At 73.9% G+C, this 21,132-nt stretch carries 20 protein-coding genes; 8 read left to right on the top strand and 12 right to left on the bottom strand.

The annotated features are described in order from the left end of the window. Positions 1–160 precede the first annotated feature (160 nt). The 7 genes from ABD993_RS05970 to ABD993_RS05940 all read right to left on the bottom strand — a co-directional run bounded on the left by ABD993_RS05970 (position 161) and on the right by ABD993_RS05940 (position 10,411). Positions 161–2,485 carry a bifunctional lysylphosphatidylglycerol flippase/synthetase MprF gene (locus tag ABD993_RS05970; protein WP_345413525.1) on the bottom strand — a complete coding sequence of 775 codons (2,325 nt, stop codon included), beginning with the start codon at positions 2,483–2,485 and terminating at the stop codon, positions 161–163. Continuing rightward, entirely contained in the window at positions 2,482–3,765 is a 1,284-nt protein-coding gene (locus tag ABD993_RS05965; protein ID WP_345413523.1) for an alpha/beta hydrolase, read from the bottom strand. The genes ABD993_RS05970 and ABD993_RS05965 overlap by 4 nt, the downstream gene beginning before the upstream one ends. Before the next feature lie 170 nt (positions 3,766–3,935). Then, positions 3,936–4,217: a hypothetical protein gene (locus tag ABD993_RS05960; protein ID WP_345413521.1), complete on the bottom strand. Its 282-nt coding sequence runs from the start codon at positions 4,215–4,217 to the stop codon at positions 3,936–3,938. 52 nt (positions 4,218–4,269) lie between these two features. Then, the gene (locus ABD993_RS05955) at positions 4,270–5,259 is read right to left on the bottom strand and encodes a beta-ketoacyl-ACP synthase III (protein ID WP_345413519.1); all 990 of its coding nucleotides are present in this window, start codon (positions 5,257–5,259) and stop codon (positions 4,270–4,272) included. A gap of 180 nt (positions 5,260–5,439) precedes the next feature. Then, complete coding sequence (ppk2, locus tag ABD993_RS05950; protein WP_345413620.1) at positions 5,440–6,330, bottom strand: polyphosphate kinase 2; 891 nt, start codon at positions 6,328–6,330, stop codon at positions 5,440–5,442. 368 nt (positions 6,331–6,698) lie between these two features. Continuing rightward, positions 6,699–8,645 (bottom strand): ABC transporter ATP-binding protein, encoded by a 1,947-nt coding sequence (locus ABD993_RS05945; protein ID WP_345413517.1) that lies wholly within the window; start codon positions 8,643–8,645, stop codon positions 6,699–6,701. Then, entirely contained in the window at positions 8,642–10,411 is a 1,770-nt protein-coding gene (locus tag ABD993_RS05940) for an ABC transporter ATP-binding protein (RefSeq protein ID WP_345413515.1), read from the bottom strand. Before ABD993_RS05940 ends, ABD993_RS05945 begins: the two co-directional genes overlap by 4 nt. Before the next feature lie 95 nt (positions 10,412–10,506). On the opposite strand from ABD993_RS05940, the gene fgd reads away from it, so the two are divergent. The 3 genes from fgd (at position 10,507) to ABD993_RS05925 (ending at position 12,840) form a co-directional block, all read left to right on the top strand. Continuing rightward, positions 10,507–11,511: a glucose-6-phosphate dehydrogenase (coenzyme-F420) gene (gene fgd, locus ABD993_RS05935; protein WP_345413513.1), complete on the top strand. Its 1,005-nt coding sequence runs from the start codon at positions 10,507–10,509 to the stop codon at positions 11,509–11,511. Then, entirely contained in the window at positions 11,508–12,290 is a 783-nt protein-coding gene (locus ABD993_RS05930) for an enoyl-CoA hydratase/isomerase family protein (RefSeq protein WP_345413511.1), read from the top strand. Before fgd ends, ABD993_RS05930 begins: the two co-directional genes overlap by 4 nt. 91 nt (positions 12,291–12,381) lie before the next feature. After that, the gene (locus ABD993_RS05925) at positions 12,382–12,840 is read left to right on the top strand and encodes an ATP-binding protein (protein ID WP_345413510.1); all 459 of its coding nucleotides are present in this window, start codon (positions 12,382–12,384) and stop codon (positions 12,838–12,840) included. Between the two features lie 67 nt (positions 12,841–12,907). Here the strand turns inward: ABD993_RS05925 and ABD993_RS05920 are convergent, their stop codons facing one another. The 5 genes from ABD993_RS05920 to ABD993_RS05900 all read right to left on the bottom strand — a co-directional run bounded on the left by ABD993_RS05920 (position 12,908) and on the right by ABD993_RS05900 (position 18,079). Further along, positions 12,908–13,813: an AfsR/SARP family transcriptional regulator gene (locus ABD993_RS05920; RefSeq protein WP_345413508.1), complete on the bottom strand. Its 906-nt coding sequence runs from the start codon at positions 13,811–13,813 to the stop codon at positions 12,908–12,910. A gap of 213 nt (positions 13,814–14,026) precedes the next feature. Then, complete coding sequence (locus ABD993_RS05915; protein ID WP_345413506.1) at positions 14,027–14,974, bottom strand: ATP-binding protein; 948 nt, start codon at positions 14,972–14,974, stop codon at positions 14,027–14,029. Continuing rightward, positions 14,971–15,855 carry an MEDS domain-containing protein gene (locus ABD993_RS05910; protein WP_345413504.1) on the bottom strand — a complete coding sequence of 295 codons (885 nt, stop codon included), beginning with the start codon at positions 15,853–15,855 and terminating at the stop codon, positions 14,971–14,973. The genes ABD993_RS05915 and ABD993_RS05910 overlap by 4 nt, the downstream gene beginning before the upstream one ends. A 153-nt stretch (positions 15,856–16,008) precedes the next feature. Then, positions 16,009–17,583: an acetolactate synthase large subunit gene (locus ABD993_RS05905; protein WP_345413502.1), complete on the bottom strand. Its 1,575-nt coding sequence runs from the start codon at positions 17,581–17,583 to the stop codon at positions 16,009–16,011. Beyond that, positions 17,576–18,079, bottom strand: a complete 504-nt coding sequence (locus tag ABD993_RS05900; RefSeq protein ID WP_345413500.1) for an OsmC family protein — start codon at positions 18,077–18,079, stop codon at positions 17,576–17,578. Before ABD993_RS05900 ends, ABD993_RS05905 begins: the two co-directional genes overlap by 8 nt. A 53-nt stretch (positions 18,080–18,132) precedes the next feature. On the opposite strand from ABD993_RS05900, the gene clsA reads away from it, so the two are divergent. The 5 genes from clsA to ABD993_RS05875 all read left to right on the top strand — a co-directional run bounded on the left by clsA (position 18,133) and on the right by ABD993_RS05875 (position 21,073). Continuing rightward, on the top strand, positions 18,133–18,738 hold the full coding sequence (gene clsA / locus ABD993_RS05895) for a cardiolipin synthase ClsA (protein WP_345413498.1): 606 nt from the start codon (positions 18,133–18,135) through the stop codon (positions 18,736–18,738). Between the two features lie 10 nt (positions 18,739–18,748). Next, positions 18,749–19,150 (top strand): glycine cleavage system protein GcvH, encoded by a 402-nt coding sequence (gcvH, locus tag ABD993_RS05890; protein WP_345413497.1) that lies wholly within the window; start codon positions 18,749–18,751, stop codon positions 19,148–19,150. A 112-nt stretch (positions 19,151–19,262) separates the two neighbouring features. Further along, positions 19,263–19,724 carry a glycogen accumulation regulator GarA gene (gene garA, locus ABD993_RS05885; RefSeq protein ID WP_345413495.1) on the top strand — a complete coding sequence of 154 codons (462 nt, stop codon included), beginning with the start codon at positions 19,263–19,265 and terminating at the stop codon, positions 19,722–19,724. A gap of 123 nt (positions 19,725–19,847) precedes the next feature. Continuing rightward, on the top strand, positions 19,848–20,324 hold the full coding sequence (locus tag ABD993_RS05880) for a bifunctional nuclease family protein (protein WP_345413493.1): 477 nt from the start codon (positions 19,848–19,850) through the stop codon (positions 20,322–20,324). Between the two features lie 170 nt (positions 20,325–20,494). Further along, a complete protein-coding gene (locus ABD993_RS05875) occupies positions 20,495–21,073 on the top strand; it encodes a MerR family transcriptional regulator (RefSeq protein WP_425568902.1) in 579 nt (192 codons plus the stop codon). The last annotated feature ends 59 nt before the right edge of the window (positions 21,074–21,132 follow it).

Here is a 21,132-nt window from a genome sequence, read left to right as displayed (position 1 = left end):
CGGAGGGCCGGTCGCCGGAATGGCGACCGACCCTCGGTCCACGTTTGGTGGAGGACACAGGAATTGAACCTGACAGGGCGCCCCAAGTGCGCATCCCCCGTGCAGGAGGGAACCTATCGCACGGCTTTTCGCCACCGCAAGGTCCACCGCCGTTCGATCATCATTTCCGATGATCTTTCGCGTTCCCGCCCTGCTCAGCGCCCGGGTCGGCACCGCCGGAGAAGCCCGCGGCGATGAGCTGGCGGGGGGTCGCGTCCGGCAGGTAGGCCCGGGTGAGCGCGATCCCGATACGGGGCAGGTCCGCCTCGTCGCGGAACGCGAGATGCACCGGTTCGTAGCGCGGCGAGAACTTCGCCTTGAAGGCGTGCAGGGACCGGAATCCGTAGAAGGGCTCCAGGGCGCCGCCGAGCTTGTCCAGCAGCCGGTCGGCGCGGTCCAGCTCGGCGGACTCGTCCCCGCGGGCGAGCGGTGCGCCGGAGAGCGAGATGAACGCGTAGCCCTCCTTGCCGAAGGCCAGGCACGCCGAGGCGATCATGAACTCCATGACCGAGCGGAACCCGTCGTCCCGCCTGCGCATGACGTCCAGGGTCCAGCCCCTGATCCCGCCACCCGGCCCGTAGACCGGCAGCCAGGAGGTCACGCCGTGGATGTTGCCGGTGGCGTCGATGGCCAGCCCGACCTTCACCGCCGGGTCCAGGGCCTCGTCCACCCCGCCGAGGGTGAAGCCCATCTCGGGCAGCCCCTTCTCGCCCACCCACTGCTCGGAGATCGCCCGCACCTGCGCGACGACGGCGAACGACTCCTCGGCCAGGGTCACCACCCGGAACTCGATGCCCTCGCGCTTCGCCTTGTTCAGCGCGGTCCGGATGTCCTGCCACTTCTTGCCCTTGAACGCGATGCCCGGCAGGTCGATCAGGGTGTCCTCGGCGATCTGCACGGTGCGCCATCCTGCGGCCCTGGCGGCCTCGGCGGCGGCGTCGGTGACCGAGAACAGGCACGGGGTCAGCCCCCCGCGCTCGGCCTCCTCCGTGAACTCGGTGACGGCCGCGGCGATGCTCTCCGGCGGCACGACCGGGTCCGCCAGCGCCAACGCGATGCCGGCGTGTCGCTGGTAGCCGACGTAGCCGGGCTGGTCCTGCGTGAAGTAGTAGCGCATCTCCGGCCAGAGGGTCATCCACGACATCGTGGAGCCGCCGACGGTCTGCAGCACCTCGCGGGCCCGGGTCGCGGCGTCCGCGCCGGTCTGGGCGCCGCTGATCCGCCGCCGGACCGGTACGCGGAAGGCCCGCCTGGTCACCAGCAGGAAGACCAGCAGCCCGACCCAGAGGACGCCGGTGCCGATGGTGACGCTCGGCGAGGAGATGGTGATGTCCACGTCCGGAACCGCGGCGAGCACGATCAGCCCGGTGACGGCGATGATCAGGACGAGCACGTTCAGCACACCGAGCACGACGGCGGCCCACCACGCCCAGCGCTTCCCGAGCCGCAGCGCATTGGCGATCACCACGATGACGACCAGGTCGAGGAGGACGTCGACCAGGGTGTCGTTGCCCTGCGTCGGCCCGAACGGCCCGCGGCCCGGGAACAGCAGCACCACGAGCTCGGTGAGCCCGATGGCCAGCAGCACCGCGAAGGCGAGCATCCGGGTCTCGCGGCGGGTCCGCGGCCCGAAGCCGGGCTCCGCCGCGAACAGCCGCTGTCCCGCGAGGAAGCCGACCGAGACGGCGACGAGGTGCGCGACGTCCGACAGCGTCCCCTCGAACAGCACCGCCACCAGAACGTAGAAGGCCAGCGCCGCCCGCACCCGCAGCCGCCACGGCGAGCGCAGTGCCGCCGTGGTCACGGCCAGCACGGTGAGCGTGCCGGTGGTGAACCCCGCGTCCCGCACGGTGACCAGGTGTGCCGGCCACGCCCAGAGGGTGGCCGAGAGGGCCCAGACCAGCAGCGACGCGACCAGCACCCCGCCGACCTGCCCGAGGACCGCGGTCACCGCCACGACCCGGGTCCCCATCCGGATCTCGCACGCTCCGACGATGATCACGAACAGCAGCAGCCCGGTGACGAACTGGCCGGGCGTGATCGCGAACAGCGGGCCGCTGACCAGCGTCCAGACCCGGCCCTCGCGCAGCGCGGGGACGCCGTAGGCCACGGCGGCGAACCAGCTCTCGCGCCACAGCGGGCGCCAGATCGTCTGGCCGACCGCGCCCGCGGCGAGCATGAGCACGGCCACGGTGATCGTGAACGGGATCCGCGACCACGCCTGCGGGAGTGTGGCGGTCAGCCGGGAGGCCCAGACCTCGAAGGGGATCCCGCGGCCCGTGCCGCGGGGCAGCGGCGCGGACGTGTCCGGCGCGTCCGCCGCGGTCACCGGCGACGACGGGGGCGGCCCCGAGGCCTTCGCCTGCGGGGCGGGCGCCGGGGCGGCCCCGGCTCCCGCAGTCGGCGCAGACGGCGCGGTCGGCGCTGCCGCGGGGGTCTCGGTCACCGGCGGATCCCCAGCCGTTGCCCCAGCCAGTCCAGGGCCGGGGGCAGCGACGCGTGCGGCACCCCCCAGGAGTGCCCCTGCCCCGGGACCACCTGCGTCCGGACGGTCATCCCCGCCTGCCGCGCCGCCGTCGACACCTCGGTCGTCCATTGCCCCACCTGCTGTTCTTCACTGCCGTTGGAGAAGTAACCCCACACCTCGGGATACCTGTTCGTCGCCAGCAGGGTCAACGGGACGAGCGCGTCGAACGCGGCCTCGTTCCCGTTGAACGCCTCCTGGACGGTCTGCGTGCGGTCCGCGCTGAGCGCGGGCTCGCGCTCCCCGGCCATGTCGATGAAGTTCGGGTAGACCTCCGGGTGCCGGGTGGCCATCTGCAGGCTGCAGGTGCCGCCGAAGGACCAGCCGCCGAAGGCCCAGTGCGCCTTGTTCGAGTCGATGCCGAGAGTCGCCTCGATCCAGCCGGGCACGTCCTTGGACAGGTAGGTGTCCGCCTTGGCGATCACCGAGTCCATGCACATCGTGTTGTCGGAGTCCGCCCCGTTCGGGTCGACCACCACGGTCACCGGGGCCAGCCCGCCGTGGGCGGCGGCCACGCCGTCCAGCAGCTGCTGGAGCTGCCCCGCGGTGACCCAGTCCGCTGGACCGCCGGGCTGGCCCGCGACGAGGACGAGCACCGGCAGCAGCGGCGGGTTCGGCGTGTTGTAGGCCGCGGGCAGGTAGATCTGCGCGGGCCGCGCGGTGAAGCCGGACAGCGTCCCGGGGATGGGGGCGGTGACGATGCTCGAGGTCCCGGTCGCGGACCCGGTCCACCGCTGCACCACGGGGGTGTTCATGGAGCGGGACGCGGCGCCGCGCCCGCCTGCGAGGCTCTGCTCGTCCTCCGGGTCGCCGCCGGTGAGCAGGGTGCCCAGCGTCGGGAACTGCTGGAAGTAGACGTTGATCTGCGACCCGGACGCGACCAGCACCGCCAGCCCGCAGACGAGGGCGAGGACCGTGCGGCCCACGCTGGTGCCGACGAGCGAGCCGACCGCGAGCGCGAGCCCCCCGACCGCGACGGCGATCCAGAGCAGCACCGAGGAGGGCAGCGGGTCCGGGACGAGCCCGAGCTCGTCCACCGCCAGCGGGTTCAGCCCGGCGTAGGTCAGCCCGGCGAGCAGGACCGCGACGAGCAGTGCGACCAGGGCGCCCCGGCCGCGCCGGGCCAGCAGCCCGACCAGCCCCAGCGCGCCGAGCGCGAGCAGGACGGGCGGAAGCCACCCGTCGACCAGCGAGACGCCCATGACGACCCGCCCACCCCCTCCACCCCGAGGGACCGTCCGGGGGATCGGCCGCCGCCCGCGGGGGCATCGGGCGGACCCGACGGAGATCGCTCGGACACTTCCCAGCGTGGCCGCAGAGTAGCGGAGCATGATCGGAATAAGGAGGTTTCGGCCGGATTTCGTCCGGTTCGTCAGCCGATCTGGTCCGAGTACGGCACCCGCTCGACGTCCGCCGCGAGCCGCTCGTTCACGGCGTGGGCCAGCAGGTCGTGGTCACGCCTGCGCAGGGGCAGGTCCCCGGTGACGGCGGCCGCCAGGTCCTCGGCGGACAGTCCGCCGCCCAGGGTCAGGTAGTCCACCCAGACGGCGTCCGGGACCAGCCCGCCGCGCGCCAGCCCGTCCTGCAGGTGTCGCCGGGCCAGCATTTCCCGCCGGTCCCAGTCGGGGTCCCCGGAGCGGGGCGGGTCGGCCATGCCCGGGGCGTACCCCGTTCGGCCGCGGATCATGTGCGAACGGCGGATCGGGTCAGGCGCGGGGGAGGTCCGGCCAGGTCAGGGCCGCGGCACCCCAGGTCGCGCCGCCGCCGAAGGCCGCCAGCGCGAGCTTCTGGCCGCCGACGAGCAGGCCGCGGTCGTGCGCGTCCGACAGGGCGATGGGGATGGACGCCGCGGCGGTGTTGCCGACCCGGTCCAGGTTCATCACGACCCGCTCGACGGGCAGGCCGAGCCGCTGCGCGACCGCCTCGAGGATCCGGCTGTTGGCCTGGTGGCCGACGAAGCGGTCCACCTCGTCCACGCCCCAGCCGACGCGCTCGAGCACGCCGCGGGTGGAGCGGGTCATCCGGTCCACGGCCTGCCGGTAGACGGCCTGGCCCTGCATGGCGAACCAGCGCTCGTCCGAGCCGGGGGAGCGGGAGCCGCCGCCCGGGGTGATGATCAGGTCCTCCTGGGTGCCGTCCGAGCCGAGGTCGATCGCGTGCACCGTGGGCTCGGTGCCCGCCCGCAGGACCACGGCCCCGGCGCCGTCACCGAACAGGAACGCCGTCCGGCGGTCGTCCGGGTCCACGATCGTCGAGAACGTGTCCGCCGCGACGAGCAGCACCGACCCGGCGGCCCCGCCCGCGACCATGGCGGTGGCCGTCTGCAGTCCGTAGAGGAAGCCGGAGCAGACGGCGTTGACGTCGAACGCCGGGATCCCGCCCATCCCGAGCCGGGTCGCGACGAGCGGCGCGGTGCCCGGGCAGGTGCGGTCCGGCGTGGTGGTGGCCAGCACCACGAGGTCGACGTGCCCGGTCCCGCCGCTGCGCATGTCGTGTTTGAGCGCGAGGGCGCCCGCCTCGGCGGCGAGGTCGGAGGTGGCTGTGCCGGGATCGACGTGGTGGCGGGTGCCGATCCCGCTGCGGCTGCGGATCCACTCGTCCGACGTGTCCAGGCGGGCGGCCAGGTCGTCGTTGGTCACCACCCGCGGGGGGACGGCATGACCGATCCCGGTGATCCGTGGAGCGCGATCCTGCATGCGTGACCACCCGATCTCGGTCGGCGGAGGCGGACCGGCACCAGTGTTCCATGTCGTCGGACGCGCACAACGTGAGACTGACCGGATTGTGGGGTCCCGACAAGATCTGCGACCCTCAACCCGCTGGTCGACGCCTTCCCGGGTGTCCCGCCCGCGTGAGCGCGGCCACAGCGCGGCGGGTCAGCCGTGGCGGCCCAGCGGGGGGAAGGCACCGGGCTTCTCGTCCGCCTCGAACAGGCGGGAGGCGGGCCCGACGATCAGCGGGTCCGGGTCGGTGGCCACCGCGAGGTCCTTGCCGGGGTAGTCGAACAGCCGCAGGACGTGGCGCATGGCCTCCAGCCGGGCCCGCTTCTTGTCGTTGCTCTTGATCACCGTCCACGGCGCGTCGGCGGTGTCGGTGTAGAAGAACATCGCCTCCTTCGCCTCGGTGTAGTCCGCCCAGCGGTCCAGGCTCGCCAGGTCCATGGGGGAGAGCTTCCACTGCCGCACGGGATCGACCTGCCGGATGGTGAACCGGGTGCGCTGCTCGGCCTGGGAGACCGAGAACCACAGCTTGACCAGGTGCAGCCCGCTGCGGACGAGCATCCGCTCCAGCTCCGGGGCCGCACGTAGGAACTCCATGTACTCGGCCGGGTCCGCGAACCCCATGACCCGCTCGACGCCGGCGCGGTTGTACCAGCTGCGGTCGAACAGGGCGATCTCCCCGGCGCTCGGCAGGTGCTCGACGTAGCGCTGGAAGTACCACTGTCCGCGCTCGCGGTCCGTCGGCTTCTCCAGCGCCACCACGCGGGCGCCGCGCGGGTTCAGGTGCTCCATGAACCGCTTGATCGTGCCGCCCTTGCCCGCCGCGTCCCGGCCCTCGAACAGGATGACGAGCTTGGAGCCGCTCTCCTTGATGTGGTTCTGCAGCTTGAGCAGCTCGATCTGCAGCAGCCGCTTGACCTGGTCGTACTCGGCCCGGGAGAGCCGCTCGTCGTACGGGTAGCCCTCGCGCCAGGTGTCGACGGCGCCCTCGGGGCCGACCAGGACGGGATCGTCGTCGTCGGAGTCCTCGACGGCGTACTGGGTCATCGGGCCCCGCGGCAGCTGCTCGGTCACGCGCGGGATCGTCGTCGAGCGGGCCGGCCGCACGGTGAACACCGGGTGTCCGGCCGCCGACGTCGCGAACCACGTCTTCCCCGCGGAGCCGTGCCGGCCTGGGCACAGCTCGGGCCCGGCCGCGTGGCGTCCACCGGCCCGGCCGCCCGCTCGACCGGAACGGGATCGGTCCACGCTGCGCGGGCTGGGCGCACCGGACGCCGGGGAAGGTGCGGGCGGTGTCGGTCACGCTGCCGCGCCGGACGTCGTCGACACCACCTCGGGTGAGCTCCAGGGCGAGCGCGGACGTCCGGGTCACGGGTTGATCGGCTCAGCGCTCCCGCGGATTCGCCGCTCGTGAGTCAGCGCAGGGAGGCGGCCCAGGCGGCGTGCAGGTCGGCGAAGTCGCCCTCGGTGGCCAGGAGCTGCTCGGGGGTGCCGTCCTGGATCACCCGGCCGTCGGCCATGACCAGGACCCGGTCGGCGATCGCCACCGTGGAGAGGCGGTGCGCGATGATCAGCGCGGTACGGTCGGCCAGGACGGTCTCCAGCGCCGCCTGCACGGCGCGCTCGGAGGGGATGTCCAGGCTCGACGTGGCCTCGTCCAGCAGCACCACGGCCGGATCGGCCAGTACGACCCGGGCCAGCGTGACCAGCTGCCGCTGCCCGGCCGAGAACCGCCCGCCCCGCTTCCGGACGTCCGCGTCCACCCCCTCCGGCAGGTCCCGGACGAACCCCGCGCCGACGGTGGCCAGCGCCGCCTCGACCTCCGCCCGGGTCGCCGACGGCCTGCCGAGGGCGACGTTCTCCGCGATCGACCCCGAGAACAGGAACGGCTCCTGCGTGACCATGACCAGTGCCCGCCGCAGGTCGGCGTCGGACAGCACACGGAGGTCCACGCCGTCGAGCAGGACGGACCCGGAGACGGGGTCGTGGAACCGGGCGGCGAGCTTGGCCAGCGTGGTCTTCCCCGCGCCCGTGGCCCCGACCAGCGCGATCGTCTGCCCGGCGGGGACTCGCAGGGAGAACTCCGGCAGGACCAGTCGCTCCGGCGCGCGCGGGTAGGCGAAGCTCACCCGGTCGAACTCGAGCGCACCCCGGGCCGCGGTCAGCGGCGTCGGCGCCGCCACCTCGGGCACCCCGACCGGCGTGTCCAGCACCGACGACAGCTTCTCCAGCGCCGCCGCCGCGGACTGGTAGGCGTTGAGGAACTGGGCGAGCTGGTCCAGCGGGTCGTAGAAGCGCCGCAGGTAGAGCAGGAACGCGGTGAGCGCGCCCAGCTCCAGCGCCCCGCTGGAGACACGCAGGGCGCCGAAGAGCAGGACCAGCGCGAGCGTCACGTTGCCGACCGCGCGCACGCAGGCGACGAACCAGGACAGCGTGAGCAGGGCGTCCGCGTTCGCGTCCCGGTACCGGGTGTTGAGCTGCGCCATGATCGACTCGTTGCGGGCCTCGCGGCGGTACGCCTGCACCGCGCGGATCCCGTTCATCGACTCGACGAACTGCACGATCACCCGCGCCACCCGGGTGCGGGTGAGCCGGTAGCTCGCCCGCGAGCGCCGCTGGAACCAGATCGTGAGCGCGGCCAGGGGCACGAACCCGGCCAGCACCACCCCTGCCAGCACCGGGTCGATCAGCATCAGCAGGACGGTGATCCCGCCGAGTGTGAGGACGGCGCCCAGCAGGCCGTCGAGCCCCTGGTCGAGGAGGTCGTCGATCGACTCCAGGTCGCTGGTCAGCCGCGAGATCAGCCGGCCCGAGGTGTAGGTCTCGTGCCACTCCAGCGCGAGCCGCTGGGCGTGGGTGAACACCCGGCGCCGCAGCTCGAGCAGGACGTCCTGGCCGATCCGGCCGGAGAGCAGCAGGAACGCCGCGCGCAGGCCCGCCGCGGCGAGCCCGGACGCCGCGTACCCGACGACGGCCCAGGACAACGCCGCGGGACGCCCGTCGAGGGCCGCGGGCACGCCGGTGTCGATCGCGTACGCCACCACCAGCGGCCCGGTCAGCCGGACGGCGTTCTCCAGCACCAGGATCAGCAGGCAGAGCGCCACGCCCCCGCGATGCGGGCCGAGCAGGGACCCGACGAGACGGCGGGCGCTGCGGGCGAGCCGCAGCCCGGCCGCGCGGGACACGTCCTCGGAGCCCAGGGTCGACTCCGCAGGCTCCGTCTCGGAGCCCAGGGTCGACTCCGCAGGCTCCGTCGCGGAGCCCAGGGTCGACTCCGCAGGCTCCGTCTCGGAGCCCAGGGTCGACTCCGCAGGCTCCGTCTCCGGGTCCTCGCCGATCCCCGGGTCCTCCAGCGACCTCACGACCGCACCAGCTCACTGGAGATCAGGTCCCGGTACGCGGGGTTGTCCGCCAGCAGCTCCGCGTGCCGCCCCACGGCCGTGATCCGCCCGTCCTCCAGCAGCGCCACCCGGTCCGCGAGCTGCACGGTCGACGGCCGGTGCGCCACGACCAGCGCGGTCACCCCGCCCAGCACCCGGCGCAGGGCGGCCTCCACCTCGGCCTCGGTGTGCACGTCGAGCGCGGAGAGCGGGTCGTCCAGCACCAGGACCGGCGGGTGACCGATCACGGCACGGGCCAGCGCGAGCCGCTGCCGCTGCCCGCCGGACAGCGAGATGCCCTGCTCCCCGATCCGGGTGTCCAGACCCCACGGCAGGCGCTCGACGAAGTCCGCGGCGCTCGCGGTGCGCAGAGCCTCCCAGACCGCCTCGTCGGAGGCATCCGGCACGCCGAGCGCCACGTTCTCCCGGACGCCGGCCGAGATCAGGATCGGCTCCTCGAACGCGGTGGCGACCACCCGGCGGAGCTCGGCGAGCCGCCACCGGCGGACGTCCACGCCGTCGAGCAGGACGGCGCCGGACGAGACGTCCGCGAGCCGGGCGACCAGGGCGGTGAGCAGGGTCTTGCCCGATCCGGTGGCGCCGACCAGCGCCATCGTCTCGCCCGGCTCGACGGTCAGGTCGACGCCCCGCAGGACGGTCCCGACGTGCACGTCCCGGAGCTCGATCCGCCCCCGCACCACCGGGGTCTCCGGCTCAGCCGGGTCCACGATGGCGGGCTCCACGTCCATGACCTCCCAGAACCGCCTGCTCGCGGCCCCGGCGTTGCCCGCCTCGGTGAGCAGCCAGCCCAGCGACGCGATGGGCCAGAACAGGTACGTCATCACCGTGACGGCCGCGACGAGGGTGCCGAGGGTCAGCACGCCCGAGGCGACCCCCCAGGCCCCGAGCCCGAGGATCACGGTGATCCCGGCCTCGGGCAGCAGCACCAGCACGCACCACAGCGCCGCCCGCAGCCGGACCATGTGCAGCTGGGTGCCGCGCAGCACCCGGGCGTCCGCGAGGAAGCGGGCGGTGATCTCCCGGCGGCGCCCCAGCGAGCGCAGCACCCGGACCCCGAGCGCGGACTCCTCGACCACGGTCGCCAGGTCGCCCGCCTGGTCCTGCGCCCGGCGCGCGACCGCGGAGAACCGCGACTCGATGCGCAGGGTCAGCGCGACCAGCGGGACCGCGAGCAGCGCCAGCGCCACCCCGAGGAACCAGGACAGCCAGCCCAGCACGACCACCCCCACGACCGCCGTGATCGTGTTGACCACCAGGAACACACCGGCGAAGGCCAGGAACCGGCGAATGGTGGACAGGTCCTGGATCGCGCGGGACAGCAGCTGGCCGGACGGCCACCGGTCGTGGAAGGACAGCGGCAGCCGTTGCAGGTGGGCGTAGAGGTCCGCTCGCATGTCCGCCTCGATCCCCGTGGTCGGGCGGGCGACCATCCGGCGGCGGACCAGCAGCAGCAGCGCCTCGACGAGTCCGAGCGCGAGGATCCCCGCCACCAGCCAGGGCAGCGCGGACAGGTCGCCGCGGGCGATCGGGCCGTCGACGATCCGCCGGGTGACCAGCGGGATCGCCAGCGCGGCGAGGTTGCCGCACAGCGCGGCGACCGCCGAGCCCAGCAGGACCCGGCGGTGGGGGAGGACGTAGGGGGCGAGGCGGCGCAGCGCGGCGAGGGTGGCCGCGGCCGCGGCCGACGTCACGGGGGGCGCCGACTCGTGATCGGGAGCGGCGGTCATCGTCTCTCCACCGTACGAAGCGACGACCGTCACCGCATCCCGATTCGGCGAGGTGTAGTAGACACATCCGTACGTGGGACGACGGAAGGACCAGCGTGGATCTCAAGATCGGCTACAAGGCCTCGGCGGAGCAGTTCGGCCCCCGTGACCTGGTGGAGTACGCGGTGCGGGCGGAGGAGGTCGGCCTGGACAGCGTCTGGGTCTCGGACCACTTCCTGCCCTGGCGCCACGAGGGCGGGCACGCCCCGAGCGCGCTGACCTGGATGGCGGCGGTCGGCGAGCGCACGAGTCGCGTCCAGATCGGCACCAGCGTGACCACGCCCACCTTCCGCTACAACCCGGCGGTGATGGCGCAGACCTTCGCCACCATGGCGTTGCTGACCGGGGACCGCGTCATCCTGGGCGCGGGCACGGGCGAGGCGCTCAACGAGGTCGCGGTGTCCGGCATGCAGTGGCCGGAGTTCAAGGAGCGCTACGCCCGGCTGCGCGAGGCCGTGACGCTGATGCGCGCGCTGTGGACCGAGGACTCGGTGGACTTCTCCGGCGAGTACTACACCCTGGTCAACGCCTCGATCTACGACCGCCCGGAGAAGCCGGTGCCGGTCTACATCGCCGCGGGCGGGCCCCAGGTGGCGCGGTACGCGGGCCGTCGGGGCGACGGGATGATCTGCACGTCGGGCAAGGGCATGGAGCTCTACACCGACAAGCTGATGCCCGCGGTGACCGAGGGCGCGGAGAAGGAGTCCCGCGACCCCGCCTCGATCGACCGGACCATCGAGATCAAGATGTCCTACGACCGGGACGCCGACGTGGCGTTGGAGAACTGCCGGTTCTGGGCGCCGCTGTCGCTGACCGCCGAGCAGAAGCACACGGTGAACTCGGCGCAGGAGATGGAGCGCCTGGCCGACGAGCTGCCGATCGAGCAGGTCGCCAAGCGCTGGATCGTCGCCTCCGACCCGGACGAGGCCGTCGCGCAGATCAAGCCCTACCTCGACGCCGGGCTCAACCACCTGGTGTTCCACGGCCCGGGCCACGACCAGGAGCGCTTCCTGACCCAGCTCGCCGAGGACGTCCTGCCGAAGCTGCGGGAGCTGGCGTGAGCGACGCGGTCCAGCAGGACGGGCGGGTCCTCCGCGTCCGGGTCGCCTCGGGTCGCGCCAACGCGCTCGACGGCGAGGCGATGGCCGAGGTCGCCGAGACCCTGCGCGGGCTCGCGACCACCGAGCAGGCCGCGGAGCGGGGCCTCGGGGCGGTGCACCTCGTGCACGCGGGCGGCAACTTCTGTGCGGGCGGGGACGTGCGGTCGTTCGCGGCCGCCGAGGACCGGGCGAGCTTCGTCAAGGACATCGCGGACGTCTTCCACGAGTTCCTCGAGGCGTACGTCACCTGCGCCGTGCCCACGGTCGCGGGGGTCCAGGGCTGGGCGGCGGGAGCCGGAATGAGCATCGTGCTCGCCACGGACGTCGTGCTCGTCGGGGACGGGACGAAGCTGCGTCCCGCCTACCCCGGGATCGGCTTCTCGCCGGACGGCGGGATGAGCTGGACGCTGCCGCGGATCGTCGGGCTGGCCCGGGCGCGGCACATCCTGCTGTCCGACCAGGTGCTGGGCGCCGAGGACCTGCTCTCGCTGGGCATCGCGTCCGTGCTCGTGCCGGACGCCGAGCTCGCCGAGGAGGCCGCGGGCACCGCACACAAGATCGCGCAGGGTCCCACCGCGGCGCTGGGCCGGATCAAGACGCTGCTCGCCGCGAGCTTCGACCGCCCCCTGCGGGCCCACCTGGACGCGGAGGCCGCGGCGATCTCCGCGAGCGCGGGCGGCGCGGAGGGCGCGGAGGGTCTGGCGGCCTTCGGCGAGAAGCGCCCCCCGCGCTTCCACTGACCGGCCCGGTTTGGCGGGGTGCGGGGCGGGGGACTCCAGGCCAGGTGCCGGTCCCGGCACCGCACCCCGACACCGCGGGAGCACCTTCCTCGTGAATCTCCAGGGCCTGCCCGGCGGTGGCTCCGCCGCGCCGCCCACCCCCGGCGCGACCGGGGCCACCGAGGAACTGCGCGTGGTGCGCACCGCCACCCCCGACGCACTCGCCGGCCTCCGGTCGGTCGTGTCGACGTGGGCGCGTGGCGTCGGACTGCCCGCGGACGTGCTCGTCGACCTGCTGCTCGCGGTGGGGGAGGCGGCGGCCAACGTCGTCGACCACGCCTACCGCAGCGGGCCGCCCGGACCGCTCGAGGTCGAGCTGGGAGTGCGGCCGAGGGGTCGTGGGCGGGTCGTCGCGGCGCGGATCGTGGACCGGGGCCGCTGGCGCCCGTCGGACGTCTCGGGCCGCGACCGCGGCCGCGGACTGCCCATGATCCGCGCGCTCGCGCAGCACCTCGACGTGGCGGCCCGGCCGAACGGGACCGAGGTCAGCCTGGAGCTGGTCATCCCCTGACCCGCCCCCGAACGGACCGCGAGCCCCGACCGGGTCCCGGCCGGGGCTCGCGCTCGTCAGGGGTGCGTCAGCGGACGGAGCCGCCCGCCACGAGGCGGCGGGCGCCCGGGGTGGCCGGACGCGCGGCGCGCAGGCCGGGCAGGACGACCGCGGACCGCGACGGGACGGGGCGGTAGCCGCCGACCATCGGGCGCATCGGCCAGGCACCCGCGGGCGGGAACAGCCCCTCCAGTCCGGCGCTCTGCGGGCCGACGGAGGTGCGCAGCAGCTCCTGGAAGGCGTCGTACTGGGCCACAGCCTCGACCACGTCACCCTTGGCCAGCAGCGCCTCGACCAGGGCGCGGCGCGCGCTCTCCCGGCTGGGGGCGGCGGCGACGGCGATCTCGGCGATCTCCACGGCGTCCGCGTGCAGCTCCGCGGTGGAGAGCTTGGCGGAGACCTCCTCCAGGCAGGCGAGCCGGAGCTGGCGGAAGCGTTCGCGCTCGACGGCGATCCAGGGGGAGGTCCAGGACGGCAGGATGTCCTCGGAGAGCAGGTCCACCGAGGGGCGCTCGGTGAGGCGGCCGCCGCCGGAGAAGGCCCGGACCAGCAGCATCGCGTCGGACAGGTCGACCTCGACCTCGTCGACGAGCGCGAGGGGGGCGTCCGCAGCGTCGACGGCGTCCACAGCGTCGACGGCGTTCACGGCGTCCGTGTCGGACGGGTCTCCGACGAGCAGGCCGGGTACGTCGATCGCGGCGACGGCCTCCGCGAGGAGCCGGGCGGCGGCCTCGGCGGGAACACCGGGCCACAGGTCCGCGGCGAGCCCGGCCCGCGGCTGCGGCCTGCGGTGCACCGCGAGGTAGGCGACGACGCGGCGGGCGTCGACGCTCAACGGCACCGCGGCGCCGTCGGAGGTGAGGCCGAACGAGCCGAGCACCGTGATGCGGTGGCTCGGACACTCGGCGAAGGATCGGCGGTGACCGTCAGACATGGTGATCCCAAATGTGGTGGAACGCTGGTGTGTGACCCGTGGGGCGGCCTCATGGGCGGGCCCGACGAACAGTGTTCCCCGGACCGAGCCGATTGCCAAGAGGCTGTTTCGTCACAGTTACGATCTGGGCGTACCTATGTGACCAGCCGCAGGTACGAGCCGTAGGGGTGACGATCGGTAGCGATCTTAGACCACCGCGTGCCCGCCCACCGGTCAGGGGGTGGCGTGCATCCGGACGTGCGTGCCGGTCCGGTCCCGCCACACGTGCAGCAGGTCGCAGAGCTGGCGGGCGATCCAGATCCCGCGCCCGCGCGGGTCCGCCGGGTGGGGCGCGACCATCCCCGGCAGCGGCTCGGTGAGCTCCCCGGTGTCGTGCACCTCGCACACCAGCCCGGCCGCGGTGGCCCACAGGTGGATCTCGGCCTGTGGGGACCCGTGCTCGACGGCGTTGGTCGCCACCTCGTTGACCGCCAGCACCAGGTCCTCGGCCCGCACGGGATCGAAGCCCAGCTCAGGGGCCAGGGTGGCGACGAGCCCGCGGACCTCGTGCAGCTGCCAGGAGTTGTAGCGGTGGGTGAGGTCCGGCGGGCCCAGCACCAGCGGGGTGCTCGGGTCCCGCTCGCGCAGCACCACCTGGGGGCAGCGGTGCCGCGGGTTCTCCTGCAGCGCGCCGCCGACCATCAGGTACTGGTGGTTCGCCTGAGCGCCCTCCAGCACCTCGAGGTGCAGCGGGAAGCCGGGGTAGAGGCACACGACGTCCACCGGCAGGTCGCCCAGGGCCACGTTGAGCGCGGCATCCAGCTCGGTCCAGTAGCCGCCGTCCACGCCGTCCAGTGCGGGGTCGTGAGCACAGAGGACGGTGACCCCGGCGTCGCTCTGCACGAGCGCGCGCAGCTCCCGGGCCCGCAGCGCCGCGGTGGTCTGCCCGGACCCGCCACCCGCGCCGGAGGGGGTGGCCAGGGAGACGATCCCGGCCTCGCCGACGGCCCGGAACACCGCCTGCTCCACGTCCGCGGGCACGGCCAGGGCCAGCCGCTCGCCCCGGCGCACGGCCGCCCCGGCGAACTCGACGGCGCGGTCCACCTGGTCCACGGGCCCGTCGTGGAACTGCACGGCGTGTCGCAGGCGGATGGTCTCCGGGACGCGGGTCTCGACCTTCACTCGTGCCCCACCCTGGCCTCCCGCACCGACAGCTGGGCGGCGAACGGCGCCCCACAGCGGTCCAGCACGCGCAGCACCGCGGGCCGCACGTCGGTGAGCACCAACCGGTGGCTCGACGGGAACTCCTCGGCCGCGTGCACCAGCGCGACCGCGCCCGCGACGTCCAGGAACCTCAGCGAGGCGAGGTTGAGCTCGATGTCGGTCTCCGCGTCCGCCGCGCGCAGCGCGCGGTCCAGCGCCTCGGCGATGATCCGGTGGATCATCGGCCGGTTGCTGTGGTCCGCCTCGCCCGCCAGCCGGACCGCCGACCGGGCGGTCTGGGTGATCCGCAGCAGCCCGTCGTCGTAGGCGGCCGGGGCGCCGAGCTCCTCGCGGTGCACGCCGCGCATCTGCTCGATCTGGTCGTCCGAGTAGTGCGTGTGGTCGTAGAGGCACAGCGCGGTGAGCCCGCGGTCGACGACGACCTCGTCCAACGCCCGGTCGTAGGCCTGCAACGGGATCCCGGCGGGGGTGGTCGCGCCGTAGCTCATCTGCCCGGTCATCCGGAAGCCGGTCCAGCCCTGGGTGACCGAGCCGTCCACATAGGAGTGCAGCAGCGCGCGCACGTCCCCGACCGGGGACCGGAACGCCCCGCGCGTGACCTCCGCGGGCACCACCTGCAGCTGCCCGCTGCGCAGCGCCCCGGCGATCGGCATGCGGTCCTCGGTCAGCCGGTCGAGGACCCGCTCGGACGTGCCGTCGTCGAAGTAGACGACCTTCTCGTTGCGCGCCAGGCCGCTCGCGAGGAACCGGGCGGTGAGCTCCCAGAGGCCCTCGTCGCTGACCGGGACCGCGCAGGCGTGATCGCCCGAGCCCAGGTCCTCCGCCGTCCGCACCTGCACGCGTTCTACCGTGATCCTCTGCTGCTCCACCACTGCCGACCGTGATCGAGGCCCAGCGTACGGCCCCCACCGGGGGTCACCCGTCCCGCGATCGGCGGACGGCGCGCCGAGCTGCGGACACGTGGCGGCGAGCGGTGAGACGAGCGGTCACCCCTACGGGACCAACGGCGGCACCTGCGCGACGACGAGGTGGGGGCCGGGTTCGGCCGCGGCCCGCCGCAGCGCGTCGACCAGCTCGTCCGCGGTCTGCGCCCGCACGCTCGGCACCCCCATCCCCGTGCCCAGGGCGACGAAGTCCAGCCGCGGCGAGCCCAGGTCCAGCAGCGCGCGGGCGGGGGAGTCCGCGGCCAGCTCGGCACCGACGCCCAGCAGCTCGGCGCGCAGGATCGCGTAGGCGCCGTTGTCGAACAGCACCGTGGTCACGTCCAGCCCCTCGCGCGCCTGGGTCCACAGCGCCTGCAGCGTGTACATGGCGCTGCCGTCCGCCTGCAGGTTCCAGACGGGCCGGTCCGGGCAGGCCACGGCCGCGCCGGTCGCCGCGGGCGGGCCCCACCCGATCGCACCGCCGGTCAGCGTCAGCCAGTCGTGCGGGGCGGACCCGACGGTCGGCCGCGCGAGCCCGGCACCCGCCGTGATCGACTCGTCCACGACCACCGCGCCCTCGGGCAGCAGTGCCGCGACGGCCTGCCCCGCGGTCCACACGGTCAGCTCCCCGGTCGGGACGCCGGGACGCTCGAGGTCCGCCGTCGGGCCCGGGTCGGTGCCGGAGGCGACCAGGTCGGCCAGCGCCTCGAGGGCGAGCCCGCCCGCCGCCCCGGTCTCGGTGACGCCGTGCACCGCGGCCCCCGCGGGGACCAGGTCGCCCTCCTTGCCCGGGTACCCGAAGAAGGTGACGGGGGAGCGGGCCCCGACCAGCACCAGGTGCCGCGTGCCGTCCAGCTGGGCGCGGGCGGCGTCGCCGGGGTAGGCGAGCCGGTCGATCGCCGGGCGGCCCGCGCCGCGCTCCATCCGGGTGGGGAAGCACTCGGCCAGCAGCCGCGCGCCGGTCGCGGCGGCGATTCGGCGGGCGGCTCGCAGGCCCTCGCCGCGGAGCCCGGCCCCGCCGAGCAGCAGGGTGCACGGCTCGCCGGACCAGAGGGCCTTGGCGGCGGACTCCAGGCCGTCGGCGTCCAGCATGCCCCGTCCGACGGGGGCGACCGGCCGGGGCGCGCCACGCTCGCCGCCCGTGCTCCACGCGACGTCCGCGGGCACGAGCAGGGTTGAGATCGCGGGCGGCGGTCCGTACGCCGCGGCCACGGCGTCCGCGGCGTCCTCCCCGAGCCGCGCGACGTCCGTGCTGCGGTGCACCCGGGCCGAGACCACGCCCGCGATGGCGTCCACATCGGACTCCAGCGGGGCGTCGAGCGGCTTGTGGTCCCGGGCGTGGTCCCCCACGACGTTGACCACCGGCGTGCCCGCCCGCCGCGCGTTGTGCAGGTTGGCCAGCCCGTTCGCCAGGCCCGGCCCCAGGTGCAGCAGGGTCGCCGCGGGCCGCTCGGCCATCCGGGCGTACCCGTCCGCCGCGCCCGTCGCCACGCCCTCGAACAGGGTCAGCACCGCGTGCGTGCGCGGCTCGGCGTCCAGCGCGGCGACCAGGTGCATCTCCGATGTGCCGGGGTTGGCGAAACAGGTGGTCACGCCGGCGTCGGCGAGGGTGCCGAGCAGGACCGCGGCGCCGGTCTCAGACATCGGTCGTCACCGACACCGTGGGGCTGCCCGTGATGGTCTGCAGGACCACGCAGTAGCGCTCCGTGAGTCTGATCAGCGTCGCGACCTGGTCCGCGTCGGCCGAGGTGCGCAGGTCGAAGCCCAGCCGGATGTCCCGGAACCCGACCGGCGCCTCCTTGTCGACGCCGAGCGTGCCCCGGAAGTCGAGGTCGCCCTCGGCGTGCACCGTGCCGTCGACCTCGAGCCCGAGCGAGGTCGCGACCGCCCGCAGGGTCACCCCGGCGCAGGCGACCAGCGCCTCCAGCAGCATCTCACCGGAGCACAGCCGGGTGCCGTCGCCGCCGGAGGCCGGGTGCAGGCCCGCCTCGACCAGGGCGGTGGCCGTGCGGACCCTGCAGGCCACACCGGTGCCGTCGAGCTCGCCGTCCGCCCGCATGGTGACGAGTGCGGAGCCCGCGTCCTCCCGGTACCGCTGCTTGAGGGGTGCCTGCGCGTCCTTGAGCGTGGTGGCGTCCATCCGCCCATCGTCGCCCCGCGGGGGCCGCGATCACCACCGGTACCCTCCCCGTCGTGACAGGCGTGCTGCGGGGGGAACGGGTCGTCACCGTTCCCAACCTGCTCAGCGTGCTGCGGTTGGCGGGGGTCCCGCTCTTCCTGTGGCTGCTGCTCGGGCCCGAGGCGGACGGATGGGCCATCGTCGTGCTCGCGGTCGGCGGGTTCACCGACTGGTTGGACGGCAAGCTCGCCCGGCTGCTGGACCAGTACTCGCGGCTCGGCGCCCTGCTCGACCCCGCCGTCGACCGGCTCTACATCCTCGCGGCGCTGGTCGCGCTGGGGGTGCGCGGCATCGTGCCGTGGTGGGTGGTCGGCGTACTCGTCGGGCGGGATCTCGTGCTGGGAGTCTGCCTGAGCGTGCTGCGCCGGATGAACTACGGGCCCTTCCCGGTCACCTACCTCGGCAAGGCGGCCACCTTCCTGCTGCTCTACGCCTTCCCGATCCTGCTGCTCGGCACCCAGGAGGGCTTCTGGGGCACCGTCGCCCGGCCCGTCGGGTACGCCTTCGCGGCCTGGGGCGTGGCGTTGTACCTGTGGTCCGGACTGCTCTACCTGACCCAGTTCGGGCTGGCCCTGCGAGCCGGGCCGGCCCCGTCCGTCCCCCCGCCCGGTGCGGGCTAGGCTGCGGAGCGTGAGTGCCGAGCAGACACCGACGGACCTGCGCTACACCGAGGCCCACGAGTGGGTCCGGTCACTGGACTCGGGCCGCGTGCGGGTCGGGATCACCGACCACGCGCAGTCCCAGCTCGGGGACGTCGTGTTCGTGCAGCTCCCGGCCGTGGGGGACACCTTCGCGGCGGGGGACGCGCTCGGCGAGGTCGAGTCGACCAAGTCGGTCTCGGACATCTACGCGCCCGTCGGCGGCACCGTCGTCGAGGTCAACGGCGCGCTGGAGGGCACGCCCGAGCTGATCAACTCGTCGGCGTACGAGGAGGGCTGGCTCGTCGAGATCGAGCCCGCCGGGGACGCGGCGGAGGCCGTGTCCGCCCTGCTGGACGCCGCGGGCTACCGGGAACTCGTCGCGGGTTCCTGACGGTCGTCCCCGGCCCACGCGCCGGGTCTCGGCACGATAGGTTTCGCCGACCGCCCTGACCCTCCCGGGACCCCGTCCCGGGACCGCACCACGTACGACAGGAGACCCCGAGGTGACCACGAACGACGGGCCCGGCGTCCCGCCGGAGCGTTCCCCGGAGACCACGTCGGTCTTCCGGGCGGACTTCCTGGCCGACGTCGAGCCTGCGGCCCAGGAGCAACCGGTCTCGGGCGTCTCGGGCACGGAGGCGCTCCCGCCCGGCTCCGCACTGCTGGTGGTGCGGCGCGGCCCCAACGCGGGCTCGCGCTTCCTCCTCGACCGGCCCACCACGAGCGCCGGGCGCCACCCGGACAGCGACATCTTCCTCGACGACGTCACCGTCTCCCGCCGACACGCGGAGTTCCGCCGGGACTCGGGCGAGTTCGTGGTGGTGGACGTCGGGAGCCTGAACGGGACGTATGTCAACCGCGAACCGGTGGACACGGCCGTGCTGGCGAACGGCGACGAGGTCCAGATCGGCAAGTTCCGCCTGGTGTTCCTCACGGGTGCGGTGGACCCCGGCGCGGCGGACTGACTCCGTTCGGGGGTGTCGCGGGTGCGCAGGGAACCTCGCCGACGCCCGTGATGGAGGCGCGCGGATGACCGACCGCGCGTGTAGCGTCTTCGGTGTCGGACCCCAGGGTGAGGAGGCGGGCGCATGAGCGAGATGCGCGTCGTGGGTGTGAGGGTCGAACTGCCCGCCAACCAGCCGATCCTCCTGTTGCGCGAGACGCAGGGCGACCGCTACCTGCCGATCTGGATCGGTTCGGTGGAGGCCACCGCCATCGCGCTCGAGCAACAGGGCGTCAAGCCCGCCCGCCCGCTGACCCACGACCTGCTCAAGGACGTGATCGGCGCGCTCGGGCGGCGGCTGGAGCAGGTGCGGATCACCGACCTGCAGGAGGGCACGTTCTACGCCGAGCTGATCTTCGACGGCGGGATCACGGTGTCCGCCAGACCGAGTGACTCGGTGGCGCTCGCGCTGCGGATCGGTGTGCCGATCCACGCGGACGAGAGCGTGCTCGCCGAGGCCGGGCTCGTCATCCCGGACGAGCAGGAGGACGAGGTCGAGAAGTTCCGCGAGTTCCTCGACTCCGTGTCGCCGGAGGACTTCCGGGGCGCTCAGCCGGGCTAGGTACGCGATCTGCGCGGTCTCGTCGCCGACACGCCCGAGTGGGCAGGGCGTACGGCGGCGTGGCGCGTTGACCGACGGCGCTCGCGCGCTTACCGTCAGCGCTGTTGCTGGTGAGGGGTCGTCGGGGCCCGGCCGAGTGCCGTCGTCCCCGGTCGCCGGGAAGGAGTTCCGTGGACGGGTCGTCGTCAGACGGGCCCGCGCAGGGCGAGCTCTTTCCCGACCCCTTGGTCGGTGAAGGACTGGACGGCCTGCCGGACCAGCTCGTGGGCTTCCGCGGCCCGACCGCCTGCCAGGTCGTCGGGATCACCTACCGCCAGCTGGACTACTGGGCCCGCACCGGGCTGGTCGTCCCGTCGATCCGCGGTGCCGCCGGGTCCGGGTCGCAGCGTCTCTACTCCTTCAAGGACGTGCTCGTCCTGAAGGTGGTCAAGCGCCTGCTGGACGCCGGGGTCTCGCTGCAGAACATCCGGGTCGCCGTCGAGCACCTGCGTCGCCGCGGGATACGGGACCTCGCGGGCATCACGCTCTTCTCGGACGGCACCACCGTCTACGAGTGCACCAGCCCGGAGGAGGTCGTCGACCTGCTGCAGGGCGGCCAGGGCGTCTTCGGCATCGCCGTCTCCGGCGCCATGCGGGAGATCAGCGGCCAGATCAAGGACTTCCCGGTGGAGCGTGCGGACGGCGGCTCGGTCGACGAGACCCCCGAGGACGAACTCTCCCGCCGCAGGGCCCGCCGCGCCATCTCCTAACCCCAATACCGTTCAGTTATGGGGTTGGATGCCGTAGGCCGCGGTGCGCTCTGGCTGTG

This window comes from Pseudonocardia xishanensis, assembly GCF_039541715.1.
GTDB lineage: Bacteria > Actinomycetota > Actinomycetes > Mycobacteriales > Pseudonocardiaceae > Pseudonocardia > Pseudonocardia xishanensis.
The sequence above is the reverse complement of the archived record's forward strand: the minus strand, read 5'-3'. Positions and strand labels throughout refer to the sequence as shown.

Excerpts from the sequence above, each read along its gene's own strand:
- ABD993_RS05965 (WP_345413523.1), bottom strand. The coding sequence starts at position 3,765 with ATGGGCGTCTCGCTGGTCGACGGGTGGCTTCCGCCCGTCCTGCTCGCG.
- ABD993_RS05960 (WP_345413521.1), bottom strand. The coding sequence starts at position 4,217 with ATGGCCGACCCGCCCCGCTCCGGGGACCCCGACTGGGACCGGCGGGAA.
- ABD993_RS05955 (WP_345413519.1), bottom strand. The coding sequence starts at position 5,259 with ATGCAGGATCGCGCTCCACGGATCACCGGGATCGGTCATGCCGTCCCC.
- ppk2 (WP_345413620.1), bottom strand. The coding sequence starts at position 6,330 with ATGACCCAGTACGCCGTCGAGGACTCCGACGACGACGATCCCGTCCTG.
- ABD993_RS05940 (WP_345413515.1), bottom strand. The coding sequence starts at position 10,411 with ATGACCGCCGCTCCCGATCACGAGTCGGCGCCCCCCGTGACGTCGGCC.
- ABD993_RS05920 (WP_345413508.1), bottom strand. The coding sequence starts at position 13,813 with ATGTCTGACGGTCACCGCCGATCCTTCGCCGAGTGTCCGAGCCACCGC.
- ABD993_RS05905 (WP_345413502.1), bottom strand. The coding sequence starts at position 17,583 with ATGTCTGAGACCGGCGCCGCGGTCCTGCTCGGCACCCTCGCCGACGCC.
- ABD993_RS05900 (WP_345413500.1), bottom strand. The coding sequence starts at position 18,079 with ATGGACGCCACCACGCTCAAGGACGCGCAGGCACCCCTCAAGCAGCGG.
- ABD993_RS05880 (WP_345413493.1), top strand. The coding sequence starts at position 19,848 with ATGAGCGAGATGCGCGTCGTGGGTGTGAGGGTCGAACTGCCCGCCAAC.